Annotated in this window: 15 protein-coding genes; 4 read left to right on the forward strand and 11 right to left on the reverse strand. The window is 41.7% G+C overall.

The features are described 5' to 3' along the window. Position 1 precedes the first annotated feature (1 nt). The 3 genes from NST58_RS21450 to NST58_RS21460 all read right to left on the reverse strand — a co-directional run bounded on the left by NST58_RS21450 (position 2) and on the right by NST58_RS21460 (position 2,895). The gene (locus NST58_RS21450; RefSeq protein WP_076129901.1) at positions 2 to 775 is read right to left on the reverse strand and encodes an ABC transporter ATP-binding protein; all 774 of its coding nucleotides are present in this window, start codon (positions 773 to 775) and stop codon (positions 2 to 4) included. A 159-nt stretch (positions 776 to 934) separates the two neighbouring features. Then, positions 935 to 2,209 (reverse strand): HAMP domain-containing sensor histidine kinase, encoded by a 1,275-nt coding sequence (locus NST58_RS21455; RefSeq protein ID WP_076190536.1) that lies wholly within the window; start codon positions 2,207 to 2,209, stop codon positions 935 to 937. A gap of 2 nt (positions 2,210 to 2,211) precedes the next feature. Further along, positions 2,212 to 2,895: a response regulator transcription factor gene (locus NST58_RS21460; protein ID WP_076129903.1), complete on the reverse strand. Its 684-nt coding sequence runs from the start codon at positions 2,893 to 2,895 to the stop codon at positions 2,212 to 2,214. 66 nt (positions 2,896 to 2,961) lie between these two features. Here NST58_RS21460 and NST58_RS21465 point away from each other — a divergent pair, with 66 nt between their 5' ends. Further along, positions 2,962 to 4,272, forward strand: coding sequence for a serine hydrolase domain-containing protein (locus NST58_RS21465; protein WP_339244165.1), 1,311 nt, complete (start codon positions 2,962 to 2,964; stop codon positions 4,270 to 4,272). Here NST58_RS21465 and NST58_RS21470 read toward each other — a convergent pair. Beyond that, a complete protein-coding gene (locus tag NST58_RS21470; protein ID WP_036685802.1) occupies positions 4,269 to 4,628 on the reverse strand; it encodes a hypothetical protein in 360 nt (119 codons plus the stop codon). The two genes, NST58_RS21465 and NST58_RS21470, sit on opposite strands and share 4 nt — an antisense overlap. Before the next feature lie 279 nt (positions 4,629 to 4,907). Here NST58_RS21470 and NST58_RS21475 point away from each other — a divergent pair, with 279 nt between their 5' ends. After that, positions 4,908 to 5,117, forward strand: a complete 210-nt coding sequence (locus tag NST58_RS21475; RefSeq protein ID WP_076100132.1) for a hypothetical protein — start codon at positions 4,908 to 4,910, stop codon at positions 5,115 to 5,117. Here NST58_RS21475 and NST58_RS21480 read toward each other — a convergent pair. The 6 genes from NST58_RS21480 to NST58_RS21505 form a co-directional block, all read right to left on the reverse strand. Further along, a complete protein-coding gene (locus NST58_RS21480; protein WP_339168699.1) occupies positions 5,114 to 5,596 on the reverse strand; it encodes a DinB family protein in 483 nt (160 codons plus the stop codon). The genes NST58_RS21475 and NST58_RS21480 overlap by 4 nt on opposite strands. Positions 5,597 to 5,633: 37 nt before the next feature. Next, on the reverse strand, positions 5,634 to 6,737 hold the full coding sequence (locus NST58_RS21485) for an LCP family protein (RefSeq protein ID WP_081387120.1): 1,104 nt from the start codon (positions 6,735 to 6,737) through the stop codon (positions 5,634 to 5,636). An 8-nt stretch (positions 6,738 to 6,745) separates the two neighbouring features. Continuing rightward, positions 6,746 to 7,555: a GNAT family N-acetyltransferase gene (locus NST58_RS21490; protein ID WP_339244166.1), complete on the reverse strand. Its 810-nt coding sequence runs from the start codon at positions 7,553 to 7,555 to the stop codon at positions 6,746 to 6,748. Between the two features lie 208 nt (positions 7,556 to 7,763). Further along, positions 7,764 to 7,991 (reverse strand): hypothetical protein, encoded by a 228-nt coding sequence (locus NST58_RS21495; RefSeq protein WP_038572358.1) that lies wholly within the window; start codon positions 7,989 to 7,991, stop codon positions 7,764 to 7,766. A 64-nt stretch (positions 7,992 to 8,055) separates the two neighbouring features. Next, positions 8,056 to 8,256 (reverse strand): cold-shock protein, encoded by a 201-nt coding sequence (locus tag NST58_RS21500; RefSeq protein ID WP_036685790.1) that lies wholly within the window; start codon positions 8,254 to 8,256, stop codon positions 8,056 to 8,058. 682 nt (positions 8,257 to 8,938) lie between these two features. Next, positions 8,939 to 11,047: a methyl-accepting chemotaxis protein gene (locus tag NST58_RS21505; RefSeq protein ID WP_339244168.1), complete on the reverse strand. Its 2,109-nt coding sequence runs from the start codon at positions 11,045 to 11,047 to the stop codon at positions 8,939 to 8,941. A 178-nt stretch (positions 11,048 to 11,225) separates the two neighbouring features. On the opposite strand from NST58_RS21505, the gene NST58_RS21510 reads away from it, so the two are divergent. Then, positions 11,226 to 11,630, forward strand: coding sequence for a CBS domain-containing protein (locus tag NST58_RS21510; RefSeq protein ID WP_076281463.1), 405 nt, complete (start codon positions 11,226 to 11,228; stop codon positions 11,628 to 11,630). A gap of 54 nt (positions 11,631 to 11,684) precedes the next feature. On the opposite strand, the gene map is transcribed toward NST58_RS21510, so the two are convergent. Continuing rightward, positions 11,685 to 12,431: a type I methionyl aminopeptidase gene (map, locus tag NST58_RS21515; protein WP_036685786.1), complete on the reverse strand. Its 747-nt coding sequence runs from the start codon at positions 12,429 to 12,431 to the stop codon at positions 11,685 to 11,687. A 397-nt stretch (positions 12,432 to 12,828) separates the two neighbouring features. Here map and NST58_RS21520 point away from each other — a divergent pair, with 397 nt between their 5' ends. Continuing rightward, on the forward strand, positions 12,829 to 14,442 hold the full coding sequence (locus tag NST58_RS21520; RefSeq protein WP_339244170.1) for a cellulase family glycosylhydrolase: 1,614 nt from the start codon (positions 12,829 to 12,831) through the stop codon (positions 14,440 to 14,442). Positions 14,443 to 14,836 lie beyond the last annotated feature (394 nt).

Genomic DNA, 14,836 nt, shown 5'->3' on the forward strand with positions numbered 1-14,836 from the left:
CCTACCACCCCAATTCGGTTAGAAAGGACTGTAATTGCTGCTGCCGTTCAGGTCCGTTATCTTCGCTATAAAGGGTAAGACGCAAATCTCCCACGATGACTCCATCCCGCAAATACAATATCCGATTTCCACGCAACGCGGTTTTAAGATCATGAGTAACCATAATTATACTTTGCCCTTGTCTATTCACCTCAGTAAGGACGCGCAGTACACCTATTCCTGCTGAACTATTTAACGCACCCGTCGGCTCATCGGCGAAAACCGCTTTTGGACTGTTAATCAATGCCCGGATAATCCCCGCCCGCTGAGCTTCGCCACCTGAGATTTGCGCCGGAAACTTGCCCCAGACAGAGTCATCCAGACCTACATCAGAGAGTAGCTTTTTGGCTTTTTTTACAGCGCCTGCTCTATCCTTTTGTACAAGAAAAGCACTTGATAATACATTGTCGAGGACACTCATCGTATCCAGCAGATGAATCTGCTGAAACACGAACCCACAATTCTTCCGCCGGAATATCGCAAGCTGATCATTACTCATGGCTGTAATATCCTGACCTTCAAATAGAACCTCTCCAAGTGTTGGCTTATCCATACCCGAAATGGCATACAGCAGTGTTGATTTACCAGAACCAGAGCTGCCCATGATAATCGTAAAATCACCATGATATAAGGTCAGATCCAGATTTTTCAAAACATGCTGCTGAGTTCCTCCATGGGAGAAGGTTTTTCCAAGCTTATTAGTCTGCATCAGCACTTTATTATTCACTTCGCTCATGTTGAACACTCCATTTACATTCATGCTCATTAATTGCGCTAAAAAAAATCATAGCTCTACGCGAAATATAATGGCTGCAATCACAAGCTCATTCGTAATTGCAACCTTATCGTACGTTAAATGTTCTTAACATGTCTTTGTGCAATCCTTAGCTAATTCTTAATTCTGTCCTGCTAAAGGAATTAGCAGTTTGACTGTAAATCCGTCCTCCCGATTGGAGCACAGAATATCGCCTTGCATTTTTTGCATCATATAACGGGAAATGTACAGGCCTAGACCTGCACCATTCTGGCTCACGGCCAGACTGCCCCGAAAAAATTTATTGAATACTAAAGGCAGCTCCTCTTCAGGAACCCCGGGACCATAGTCCAGAATATCTACCTCCAGATAATGATCCGTGATCTCGAACTTAATATCTATGGGTGTGTCTGTGTAGGCATATTTGTAGGAATTATTCACAACATTATCGATCACCTGCTGCAACCGCAAGGGGTCCACCGTAATGAGACAGTCAGGCACAGATGCTGCTGAAATCCGTTCATAGAAATTTACATTATTTATAATTTGGATCAGCAGGTGGCTTTGCTCTTCCGTTAAGCTGACTTTAAGTTCATTTAGTTCCTCCAAGGTCGAATGGAACATATCAGTCACCAGACGATCAATCTGATCTGCTTTGGAGTACAAAGTGTTAAGCTGTCTGCCGGTCTTCTCATCCCTTGCGCTTAATAACATCAGTTCCGTGATCGCCTTTAACGAAGCAACGGGTGTTTTAATGTCATGACTGAGACTAGCAACCAGTTCCTTTTTACTTTTATTCGCCAAATATTCGCTGTGTCTAGCCGCTGCAAGCTCTTCCCGCATCATATCAAAGCTTTCGGTAAAAGCACCAAACAGATGATTACGATCCATCTCCAGCGGCACTTCCAGATCACCTCTCGCGATATGCTTCGCGAATTGCTGCATTTTGCGGAACGGACGGAGAACCGATCGATTCAGGAACCAAATATAGAGAACGCCTAGAACCGTAAGCAGAAGCAGCATCACAATAGAAACTTGTATAAATTGTTTTTTCATATGTATAAAGATCGCACGGTAATCATTATTAATAATCACCTTCCCCACCATCTTATCCTGAACAAAAACGTCCACTAGAGTATCCCGATTATTGATGGCTTCGTTAACAGTAACGGAAATCGCATTTCCCGTCTGATATTTAAGTACTCCCGTGGTATCTATAATGGCAAATTCATAAGGACTTTCCTTGTACAGCTTCGGATCAAGCTTGTCCCAGTTCTGTTCCGTGAGCTTCACAATGGTATTGATCGCCACTCTATCTGTTCCTGTCTCCACCTGCAAATTAAGAATTAGGAAGGTGAGCGCTAAACTTGCGGCAAATATAGTAAGCAGAAGGGCCAACAGCAGTTTTTTTGTCATAACTATTTGTCCTCAAAAGCATAACCGATGCCCCATACTGTACGGATGTACTGAGGATCATTAGGATTCTGCTCAATCTTCTCACGTAGATGACGGATATGTACATTTAAGGTGCCATCCCCCGCAAAAACATCTCCCCATACCTCAGTAAATAACTCCTCTTTGGGGATTACCCTATTTTTCTGCTGAATCAAATAGCTGAGCAATTTATATTCCATCGTTTTCAGCTTGAGAGCTACGCCATTAAGGCTTGCCCTCCTAAGTTCGGGGTCTATCTGGATAGGGCCGGCTTGGAGGATAGCTGCCTCAGCTATAACTTCGTTATTGTGGCGTTTAAGCACCGCCTTCACCTTTGCGAGCAGCACTCGCAGGGTATACGGCTTATGAATATAGTCATCTCCTCCGATATCAAGAGCAATCAATACATCATCTTCACTGGAGCGGGCACTAATAAACAAGATGGGAATCCCCATCGTCTGACGCAGCTCTTTGCATAACTGGAAGCCGGATTCACCGCCTAAATTAATATCTAGCAGTAACATTGAGACCTGATGCTCACGTAAAAAGCTTCGACAGGCATCAGCGCTTGTAACAAACGCGGTTTGAACATCGAACAAATTAAAATATTCGCAGGTGGTCTCCGCAAGTTCAGTTTCATCATCAATAATTAAACAATCATATCTCATGGATTTCTCTCCGCTTCAACAGAATTTAGTATTATGTTAGAATATGCCTTTAAGGAGGGGTTACCTGTGGATAAACAATCCCAGCGTCTGGAGCAATTTTTAGATAAATACGAACAAAGCTGGCCATTGAGCGGCACAGTCTTGATAGCTCAGCATGGAGAAATCAAGCTACAAAAAGCATATGGGTATGCGAATCTAGAACATCAGGTCCCGAACGCTATAGATACCAAATTCCGGATCTGGTCGCTAACCAAGTCATTCACTGGCATGGCGATTCTGATGCTAAAAGAACAAAAACGTCTGCGACTGGAAGATCCGATCTTAAAATATCTTCCTGAACAGCATGCATTCGAGGGGATGACCATCCTTCATCTGCTGGGACATACCTCGGGTATAGCCAACTACACTTCTCTACCCGAATATAATCAAAAATTAAATAAACTGAAGCTGACTCCCTTGGAGATGTTACAGCTATTTGTGAGTCAACCGCCTGCATTTATGCCCGGCACATCGTTTTCCTATAATAATTCGGGTTATTATTTATTAGGAATGATCATTGAAAAGATTACTGGCATGACATTTGAAGATTATATCACTACTTTTATATTACAGCCTCTTGGCATGGTAAATACAGGAGTTTATAACAATCAGCAAATCATTTCAAAATTAGCCTCACCTTATCATTCCTCATGGGGAGAGTATACTCAGGGTGAATACATACATATGAGCTCTATCCTGTCAGCGGGTGCCATGTATTCGACGGCTGCTGATCTTTTCCTGTGGGATCAAGCGTTATACTCCGATCAATTAGTGTCTCACGATACTCTGGAGATGGCTTTTCATTCAAGTAATCTTAAATATCGATTTGGTTGGTTTTTGGACGAACGTTATGATCGCAAAAGAATGTATCATGGTGGTGCTTATCGCGGCTTCCGAAGTGAAATGCACAGATATCCAGAAGAGCAGACAACCGTCATCATGTTGACCAATTATGATTGTGTCCCCATTACCAAGTTAACGGAATCTCTATCTGGATTAGTATTCGGTGAGCCTGCTGAAATGCCGATATTCCCGCGAGCCTTTCCACTTGATGATAGCATGTATGCTGAATATATGGGGACCTATGAGGGATTTGGCTGCAAAGCGAGCGTGGAGCGTAGGGGCCAGGACTATTATTTTGTCTGGAATGATGAAGAGGTTACACCGTTCTATCCTATCTCAGAAACAAGATTCCATCATACCAAGCATGACAGTGAATTTGAATTTAAACGGAATGAACAGGGTGAGCTTTCATTTCTGGGGATAAAAAAAACAAACGAGTGCCGCAATAGCCATAAAATAGCTACTGGCACCCGCCTTTTTTCAGCTAAGGCCTAAGCCTTGGCCAAAATTATAAATTGCGTGAGCATCACGATTACCGCTGAAGACACCCCCAGCGAATTAATGATTGTTAAAGCATTTGGATAACTTTCTTTCCGAAATTGTGAGAATAAAGACACCGTCCATAACACGCTGAAAAATAACGACGACAACCCGGATACAGCTTCACTATCAATTCGTCTGCTCCGGAGAAACAATCCGGCAAGGGTGGCGACAGTATAAACAATATATATTACTAGCTCTATCGATGTGATAACGATCGCCTCGCCGGCAGAGAACAAACGCATTAACAAGTATTGAAAACCTAAACAGATAAACACAAGCTGGTTAAAAGATAGTCTCTTCACTCTCATAGCTTAGCTCCTTTAGGATATATTTTCACGAAAGACAACGCTTACATTGTACTAGTGATTGAATATATCTTCTGTGACTTTCCATACCCTGCCAAATATTAGTCAGATAATATCCTCACATACAAAAAAGGAAGTACACTTTGCGAAAAAGATACGCAAGGCATACTTCCTTTTTTTACGATTCGATTGTAGATTTAGACGGAATGGGACATCTTAGTTCCAAAATAGAATGAACAGTGGATTTATAAGATGTTTTCTTAAAATTAGGAGGTCATTGCTGTGAGAAACAAACAATCCATTGTCTTCGTGACCATACCATTATCCGAGATCAAGAAGTTCATCCTTATTGATATTGTTGCTGGATGGGTCTTTTATTTTGCTATAAAATTCCCCTTCCATTCCTTAATTGCCGCCTCTGCCGGAAGCATGTTTGGTCCTATCCTCATACGCCAATCCATGAAGTTAGTTCAAAATCGCGCCAAGTTTTAAGGTTTTAAGAACTGCTCAATCTGTTTTTTATGATGCTTATCATGTGGGATAAAACTTCTCAAGTACTTGCGAACGCTGAATTTTTTGCGATCTCCATCCTTATATTCCTGATTGAATTCCTCTTCCGTTAACCCTGCAGCTACATCTATGATTTTAGTTCTATAACGTACAAATTGTTCAATTAATGTTTGTTCAGATAATAATTTAGCATATTCTACAGCGTTAGCATTAAACTCGTTAAAATCCAACTGCTTGGTTGTGATCGGTTCCCGGAGAATTATTTTCTTAATCGCACCTTCATAAAAATATTTATCCCATAACATGAGATGACAGATGATATCCTTTAAAGTCCATTTACCAGCTGCAATAGGCTGATTCCAATGTTTGTCTGATACTTCACCTAAAGATTCAACGAACGGGATGAGGGACTTAAATTCGAGTAACATTTGCTCATTTGTTTTTGCAGCCAGAGAGATCAACCTCCACATGAAAAATAAAATAATTCAGTCACAACATCTATGCTGCGTCATCCGCAGAAGCTGCGGCCAGATCCGTATCGGTAGAGTCAGGATTCAGCCAAATCTCAATCAACTCATGGGTACGCTTCACATCATTTTCGTCAAGCATGTAATACCATTGATCCTTCCGTCTGCCCTCACCCTGCAACATATGGCTTGTGATCTCAGGAGTACCCCCTTCAAGAATTACTCTTTTCGCCAAATCAAGAATAAAGTCTGACTTCATATTGGTTTGGAAATTACTGCCTGCTATTTCGATGATTTTCTGTATATTAAGGATATTATCTACTCTCTTCATCCGTTCAAGCGCAGATTTCAAAAAGATCCGCTGCCGCTCCGTTCGTTTAAAATCAGAATCCTCGCGGTATCTTACATACATTAATGCTTCAGCGCCAGAATAAATCGGTTTGTTCGGTTCAATTCTTAATTTCTCATGATCCGGGCTCTTGTTCTCAATCACCTTGGTAATCGGAAGTTCAACACCCCCTAGAGCATCTGTAACGCCCACAAGACCGTTAAAATTAATAGTAGCGTAATATTCGATAGGCGCGTTTAATAAATTTTTAACGGTGTCTACGCTCATCTGAGGACCGCCATAGGAATGAGCTGCATTAATCTTGGTTTCTTTCCTAGCTCCTTTAACCTTTTCCGCTCCGATAATTTCTGCATAGGAATCACGAGGGATCGACACGAACAATACTTTATGATCAACTGGCCGGATCACAGTATATATAATCGAATCAGAAAGCCCGTTCTCTTTTCCCCGCTGATCAGTACCCAATAGGAGGATAGAAAATGGACGATCCTTGTTATCCGCCGTTGGCTGTAATCCGGGAGCTTCAGCGTTTTCATTATTCTCCAAAGGAACGTATGATCCATCAAGCGTGTGTTCAATAGTCGGAGCCACAACATTATTAAATCCGAAAATCAGCAGTTCTTTACGAAAAACATAAGATCCTAGCCCAGCAATAAGTACGATAGCAAGCGTAAATAACCAGATCTTTTTTTTCTTGCTGGTCTTAGTTTTCTTCTTCACCTTTTTTTTCTCAATTCTACTTAAAGAAAATGAAGAAGCTGAATGGGTAGTCTGTTTATTTTTCATTCGGATCCTTAACCCTTCCTGATGACGGATTCTACCAGCCGATAATAGGGAATCATGTAGGTTGTCTCAAAGCCTAATCTATGCGCTAAGTTGAAAGAACCCTCGTTATCCAGACGACACGCCCACACCGGCTCAAGCTGATGTTCTAGACAGTATTCTATTAAGGCTGAACAGACCGCGTAGGCATAGCCCTTCCCCCGATGTGCTTCTGAAGTTTCTATGCCTATTTCCAGTTGATGCTCATTAACAAAACCCGAAAATGCCGTAGAGGCAATTTCCCCAGCGTCAAGAATATTGAAGCCCAGCCCCTCAGCAAGAAATTGCTCTTCATTCCTCCAAAACGCCTTAGGATTGACACCTCCTGTTGCCGCCAAAAACCGTTCTTTGTTCATTCGCACCACTTCAAGGTCTTGGTTAAGATAAGAAGCTTTCTGTTTCAGATATTTCTCGCGGTTAAAGCTGAAGTTGACCCTTGTATTTCTATGGAGCATTTCCTGTTCACTCCAATGAGCGATAACTTCCGGCCAGCCTCCCGCTGGATCAGCCTGCAGCAACTCTTGATGATGCCGAATCATATTTTTATTGGTTATGTAATCAAAAAGATCGCGCTTAAACTCTTCATTATCCGACTCTCCAATTAATAAAGACATTCCACAAGGGTGTGCAATGTAAAAAGCACGCGGGTTAACGATATCGTCAACATATACGCTGCCAGGTATGACTTGTTTAACCACTGACTCAGCAAACATCGTATTTATTTTCACTTTTCCTAAAGGCTCAATAGCTTTGTAATAATCGTTACTCTCTAGTCGTTTCATAATTTTCTCCTTAGATATCACGTAATGTTTTGATAGATAACCACCAGTATGTGAGGATATTTTTTTGCCGGATGACACTGTTACCTAAAATATCCCATTATTATAGACGATCTTAGGGTCGATAAGTTTCTATTTATAAGAAATTTGTGAGACAAAAAAAGACCATATCCTATCAAGGATTGGTCTACCCTATTTATTAATGATGATCTTAGGTTTTTTTCACAATCATATCGATCTCACTCTTGAGTAAAAGATATCTGACGACACTTCTCATGATCGGAACTTTAGTCAACTTATGCTGATCTACATAACTTTTCATTTGGTCTTTAGACAGCCCGAGCAAGCTTCCCGCTTCAGACACCGTCAATACTTCTTTGTTACTTGTAGCGTTAAAGGTTTTCTTAACTTTTAAATTCCAGTCTTCAAACACCTGCATTTACATCCGCCACCTTTCTATAAAAAAATCCCCAAACGATACGTTTGGGGATTCATTTTACTACTTACAGTTTTACAACATTCTCAGCTTGTTGACCACGATTACCTTGAACTACGTTAAATTCTACACGTTGTCCTTCATCCAGGGACTTGAATCCGTCACCAGTAATTGCGCTGAAATGTACGAATACATCTTCTCCACCTTCAACCTCGATAAAACCAAAACCTTTGTCTGCGTTAAACCATTTCACTGTTCCTGTTTGCATAATATAATTACCACCTTATTTTTATTTACATGTTATTCTTATCCTCAAAAAATCTCTTGCAAAATCTCTAAAAAAATAAAAATTCACATATGGTACAAGGTTATTAACGTCTAAAGAATAACCCTCTACGCTATGTGAATTCGCCAGGTAAATACTTTCGATAGATTGATTATAACACAGCTAACACCAAATAGATACTCTTCTGCATTATGAAGAAAATGGGAGGTAAGAAGGAGCTGTGCCATAATTGATTCTACGAGCGGTGACTGACCTCCTCACTTTCAAAATCCTAAAATCAACAAAACAGCGATTCTTCTGTTATCGAAGAATCGCTGTTCGGCGTTTTTTGGTCATTCGCGGCCTGCTACGACTACACATTCATTATCCTACGGGGCTTTCGGACTCGGTAGACGTTATTTACATGTTTTAATTCTTTACCGCTAGATTTCGGACTCCAGTGACGCTATTCCTTGGAAAGAGGCTCATAATAAGCATTTTTTAGGCCAATAGCTGCACTGGAGTCCGATAACATTCCAAATATCGGATAATCGTACGTTTAAGGACCACTGTGTCCGTTAGCAGGTTACTAAGCGTATTTTCCAGTGACTAAGCATGTGCTTTCGACACAGCAGTCATTTCATAGTTTTAGGTGCCAGCCCTTCTCTATATTTGAAAAGGCAATCTAAATTTTAAAGTAAGATAATTTATCCAACAGGTCTTGCACCATTGAGCTGAGTGACTCCGACGAGGCTGAGATCTCTTCCATAGAAGCAAGCTGCTCCTCAGAGGCTGCTGCCACACTTTGGGAGTCCGAGGAAGCTTCCGAAGCAAGATCGGCTAATTGTTTAACGGTAACTGAAATTTGCTCCGTTCCCGCGGTCATCTGCTGTGCAGCTGCTGAGACCTCTTGGATCTGATCGGTTACCTGTGTCATCTCTGTCAGAATCGACGTAAATAAAAGATCACTATCAGATACACTCTGCACACCAAGAATTACTTTTTCATTGCCGACAGCCATCGCTTGTGAAGCTTGATTAGTATCTTGCACCACATCTTCAACCAAAGCAGTAACTTGTTCGGCAGCTTTTTTAGTCTGATCTGCCAGCATGCGAATTTCTGAGGCCACCACCGCAAAACCTCGGCCATGTTCACCCACTCTGGACGCCTCAATAGCCGCATTTAGTGCCAACAGATTGGTCTGTTTACTTATGTTCGAAATCAAGCCGATAATCCCGCTGATCTGAGCAGATCGTTCGCCTAAACGTTCAATCGCCAGACTTGTCTCATCTACAGACAGCTTTAACTCCGACATTTGATTCACTGCCATTTGCAGCTGGGCACTGCCCTTTTTCGTCTGATCGGTAACTTCATCTGCAGACGCAGACACCGATGACGAAGAGTCAGCGATCCGTTGCACTCCAACATTCAGCTCGCTCATCGCCATTGAAGAATCACCCGCATAATCATTCTGCAGCTGCGCTCCTTCGGCTACTCGTCCAATTGCCACAGCAATTTGTTCAGCAGCTTTTCCAGTCTGCTCAGCGTTAGCTGTCAGCTCTTCAGAGGTAGCTCCGACGGACATTGATAGATCAGCGACAAGTCCAAACATTTCTCGAAGCTTATGGGTCATATGATTAAAATGTGTAGCCATTTTGCCGAATTCATCATCATTTCGAACCTGCAGGGTTTGAGTCAAATCCCCCAGAGACATCAGCTGCAATTTCTCAGATAACAAACGAAGCGGTTTAACTACCATCAACCATAGTTGAAGACCAACAATAACAGCTAAAATCAAAATCCCAATAATCATAATGATAAAAAATTCTGTTTTAGCTTGTTCATAATCAGCCATGATAACATCCTTAGAGATCGCTGTCTGTGTGTACCAGACCTGGTCACTTCCAGGCATTGGTATCGGAACAAAAGTCCGCAGCACGTCTTCTCCCTTGGAATTTATCGTGTATCCCAGTTTGGCCTCCCCATTCTTCACACGCTTCCACAGTACTGTTTTATCTTCTGTATCACCGAATTCTTTGAGTACACTTTGAGGATCATTTGGGTTGGCTGCATATTTGCCATTACCAGTGATTAAAGAAACATAACCTCCCAGAGGTTTATAGTTAACGGCTTCTTCCTGCAATTGGGTTAACGAAACATCGAACCCTACAGTCCCCAGAAATGCACCCGTTTTATCCAAAATTGGCAGCATGACCGAAATCATCTCTATAGCTCCACCAGTCGTCTCATAGGAGTAGGGTTCAATATATACCGGTTTTTTCTCTTTTTTTGGTAAAAGGTAATAATCACCCGCACCTTCTACATCATAATTCTTTAAGGGTTCAACCTTTATTGCACCTTGATTTCTAAAGACATAAGGAATAAAACGCCCCGTACCATCATCATATGGCATCTTATTTATATTAGCCTGATCGTTCTGATCAAAAGCATTGGGTTCCCATAATATGCTCATCCCAAAAATTTCTGGTCTGTGCTCAAGCATAGTTTTCATTGTAGAAACAACATCTTCACGGTCCAAGGTTTGACGTTCTCTTGATTCAAGGAGTACTTCAGCGAGCGCTTCACCCGTCGACTGAATGTCTATCATTCTATTCTGAATGGTCTCCGCATAACTTTTTCCTGCGACCTCTGCCTGAAGTTCACCGTTGGATATGCTCACACTACGCAGATTAGCCAGGTTTGCGACTAAACTAAAGAAAAAGATCACAATAATTACTAAACTTACCACCATAACAAATTTAAACGTTAATGAAAGCCTTCGATACAATGCCATCTGAACAACTCCACTCTAGGATAATATATCTTTAATCGACAAAATACGACCTCTATTCAATAGGACTTATTACCTATAATTCAAGGGATGAAAATTTAAAATTCTATCCATTCCAAAAGTATGTTTAAATAAAAGTAGCCTAATCAAAAAATAACATAATACAAAGGAGTTCATGCCGATGGAAATATCCTCTTTTTTGTTGCCAAAAGATCAAGTCGCCTATATCACTAACTCACTATCCATGCTGGAAGCCTTAGAACAATTAGAACAGCACCATTACACGGCTATCCCTATTATTGATAATGAAGGAAAATATGTAGGAACACTTTCGGAGGGTGATCTATTGTGGAAGCTGAAAAACACAGCAGATTTAACCTTTGACAATATAGGGGAAATTCCAGTAAGCGACATCCAAAAGCATGTTCATAACGAAAGTGTTCTCATTAATGCAGAAATGGAGGATATGCTGACGCTTGCTGCGGATCAGAATTTCGTTCCTGTGATTGATAATGAGGGTGTATTTGTTGGAATTATTAGGAGAAAAGATATCATTGAATATTACACTCGCAACATTACAGATTAATAAAAAATGACCAATCTCCATTACGGAGACTGGTCATTTTATTTTTCATCAAAATTACAGTTCAGTCAGGATAATCGTTCCTTGTGGGGTAATCGCTAAAGTATGCTCATATTGTGCTGACAATCCGCCGTCAATGGTACGCGCAGTCCAACCATCCGCATCAATTTTTGTTCTGTAACTGCCTGTGTTCAGCATGGGCTCAATGGTAAATACCATCCCCTCTTTAAGACGAGGCCCTCTCCCTGCTGGACCATAGTGAGGTACTTCCGGAGCTTCATGCATTTCTGAACCGATCCCGTGGCCAATAAAATCACGCACTACAGAAAACCCGTTAGACTCTGCATAAACTTGGATGGCATGCGCAACATCGCCAATACGGTTGCCTGCAACCGCCTGCTCGATTCCACGGAATAAAGATTCCTTAGTAGTGTCTAGAAGTTTGGTCGCCTGTTCACTAATATTGCCAATCCCGTAAGACCAGGCCGAATCTGCCAACCAGCCGTTTAAGTTAACAACCATGTCAATGGTTACGATATCCCCGTCTTTTAGCGGCTCTTTTTTCGGGAATCCGTGGCATATTACATCATTTACAGATGCACAGGTTGCGTACGGGTACCCATTATATCCTTTTTGCTCAGGAGTAGCTCCTTGAGACAATATAAATTTTTCTGCAAATTCATCAATTTCCCAGGTCGTAATACCAGGCTGCAAAATTTGCGCAATTTGACGATGACATTCAGCGAGAATTTTTCCCGCCGCACGCATTTTTTCGATCTCTTCCATCGTTTTCATGATAATCATAATATCGCCTCTTCTGTACAGAACACATCGCTCTCGGGCAACGGTTCTTCTTTTGTATTTAGTTTACCCTTTATATTATGAAAGAAAATCGCGAGAAATCCAAATCATTAGGCAAAAAAAATTATATTTTCCTTCCTGAATCTAAAAATAACATCATTTCTTATGAGAATGTTAGATGAAAGACGAGTGCCTTATCAGCTTTCTCTTATCTTTCTAATAAAACATAAAGTTATTGTTATCGTTAAATTATTTATTATTCCTAAAAATTCCTTTATATGTTATATTCAAAATAACTGAGGAGGTGATACATGCCTGTAATTGAGTGCATTTACTGCAACCACCTGGAGGATACGCATAATCAAAGAAGCAACCCTATTTGATTAAGGAGGAAATGTTGATGAAATTCAGAAAGCATTTTTCGTTCCGGAAAATCAGTTTGTTAGTATTAATTAGTATCCTTACTCTTTCTATTTCTTTACCTCAACAGCAGGCAGCGGCAGCAAACACTTCTGTTAAAGGTTTTTATGTAAGCGGTGCCACTTTATACGATGCCACCGGCAGTCCTTTTGTAATGCGCGGGGTTAATCATGCACACACTTGGTACAAAAACGATCTGGCTACTGCAATACCGGCCATCGCAGCGACTGGCTCCAATACCGTCAGAATTGTACTTTCTAATGGCAGCAAGTGGTCTCTCGATACTTTAGCTGATGTCCAAAATATTCTAAAGCTTTGTGATCAGTATAAAATGATTGCCATGCTGGAAGTGCATGATGCTACGGGCTCAGACAACACCTCTGACCTTAACGCTGCAGTAAACTATTGGATCAGCATCAAGGATGCTTTGATCGGTAAAGAAGATCGTGTCATTGTGAATATTGCTAATGAATGGTACGGTTCTTGGAACACTGCAACATGGGCCAGTGGATACCAAGCGGCAATTCCTGCGTTAAGAAATGCGGGCATTAAGAACACTTTAGTTGTAGATGCAGCGGGATGGGGTCAATACCCACAATCTATTTTCACTAGTGGTCAGGCTGTATTTAATTCAGATACCTTAAAAAACACTATTTTCTCAATTCATATGTACGAATATGCTGGAGGTAATGCTGCTACAGTCAAGAGTAATATCGATAGTGCCTTGGCTATTGGAGCCCCTGTGATTATCGGCGAATTCGGTGACAAGCACACGGGTGGAGATGTCGATGAAGCCACCATTATGAGCTACACGAAGGAAAAAAAGGTGGGCTGGCTCGCCTGGTCCTGGTATGGTAATGGCGGAGGCGTTGAATATCTGGATCTAGCCAGCGGTCCAGCAGGAACACTCAGCAACTGGGGAAATACAGTCGTTAATGGAGCAAACGGAACCTTAGCAACCTCCGTGCTTAATAAAATTTACACAACACCTGGTTACCAACCTGTACCGGATGGTGGCACTACACCAACACCAACACCTACACCAACACCTACGCCTACGCCTACACCTACACCTACACCTACACCTACACCTACGCCAACAGCTACAGTAACACCTACAGCCACTCCTACCGGCTCGCCATCCAGTAATCTGGCACTTTACTACCGTGCAGCAGATACCAATGCTACTGATAACTCAATCAAGCCCTACTTCAACATCTATAACAACGGAACAACGGCAGTCAATTTAAATGGACTGAAAATTCGTTATTACTTTACTAAAGATGGAAGCGCCTCTCTCAATGGAGTAATCGATTGGGCGCAGGTCGGTGCTTCTAATATATCGGTTGCCCTCGGGTCCACAAGTGGGACGAACGCCGACTCTTACGTTGAGCTTACTTTCAATGCTAGCGCGGGCTCCATACCTGCCGGTGGGCAGTCAGGAGAAATCCAATTACGCGTGCACAAAAGCGACTGGTCTAACTTCAATGAAGCAAATGACTATTCGTTCGATCCAACCAAAGTTTCCTTCAGCACTTGGAACAAAGTAACCCTGTATCAAAACGATGTACTGATCTCCGGTATCGCTCCTTAAACACATAAACCAGCGAGCCTCCCGGAATTGGAGACTTGCTGGTTTTTAAATTGAATCTGTTGTAGCGCAGATGTTGGGATCTTACTAGATTATTGTAGATCAAATGAAGGCTGTTGCTAGATTTGTCAGTCAACGGTGATCTACTGCTGTTAGCCTGCTCCCGGAATGTTACTACTCTGATGTTAGTCTACCGCTGGACTGTTACTACTTTGATGTTAGTCTACTGCCGCTCGTCTATTGTTCCGCTAGTCGGTTGCTTCTCTTTTATTTGGCTGTTCTGCGTACTACTCCACTATTGCTCCTACTGATCTAATCTAATTTTACTCTTTCACCATCTAATGTTATTTTACTATCGATGTAATTCGACCCTTTCACCACTCTGATGTTAGTCTAC

This window comes from Paenibacillus sp. FSL R10-2796, assembly GCF_037965315.1.
GTDB lineage: Bacteria > Bacillota > Bacilli > Paenibacillales > Paenibacillaceae > Paenibacillus_AQ > Paenibacillus_AQ odorifer.

Excerpts from the sequence above, each read along its gene's own strand:
- NST58_RS21450 (WP_076129901.1), bottom strand. The coding sequence starts at position 775 with ATGAGCGAAGTGAATAATAAAGTGCTGATGCAGACTAATAAGCTTGGA.
- NST58_RS21455 (WP_076190536.1), bottom strand. The coding sequence starts at position 2,209 with ATGACAAAAAAACTGCTGTTGGCCCTTCTGCTTACTATATTTGCCGCA.
- NST58_RS21460 (WP_076129903.1), bottom strand. The coding sequence starts at position 2,895 with ATGAGATATGATTGTTTAATTATTGATGATGAAACTGAACTTGCGGAG.
- NST58_RS21470 (WP_036685802.1), bottom strand. The coding sequence starts at position 4,628 with ATGAGAGTGAAGAGACTATCTTTTAACCAGCTTGTGTTTATCTGTTTA.
- NST58_RS21485 (WP_081387120.1), bottom strand. The coding sequence starts at position 6,737 with ATGAAAAATAAACAGACTACCCATTCAGCTTCTTCATTTTCTTTAAGT.
- NST58_RS21490 (WP_339244166.1), bottom strand. The coding sequence starts at position 7,555 with ATGAAACGACTAGAGAGTAACGATTATTACAAAGCTATTGAGCCTTTA.
- NST58_RS21495 (WP_038572358.1), bottom strand. The coding sequence starts at position 7,991 with ATGCAGGTGTTTGAAGACTGGAATTTAAAAGTTAAGAAAACCTTTAAC.
- NST58_RS21500 (WP_036685790.1), bottom strand. The coding sequence starts at position 8,256 with ATGCAAACAGGAACAGTGAAATGGTTTAACGCAGACAAAGGTTTTGGT.
- NST58_RS21505 (WP_339244168.1), bottom strand. The coding sequence starts at position 11,047 with ATGGCATTGTATCGAAGGCTTTCATTAACGTTTAAATTTGTTATGGTG.
- NST58_RS21510 (WP_076281463.1), top strand. The coding sequence starts at position 11,226 with ATGGAAATATCCTCTTTTTTGTTGCCAAAAGATCAAGTCGCCTATATC.
- map (WP_036685786.1), bottom strand. The coding sequence starts at position 12,431 with ATGATTATCATGAAAACGATGGAAGAGATCGAAAAAATGCGTGCGGCG.
- NST58_RS21520 (WP_339244170.1), top strand. The coding sequence starts at position 12,829 with ATGAAATTCAGAAAGCATTTTTCGTTCCGGAAAATCAGTTTGTTAGTA.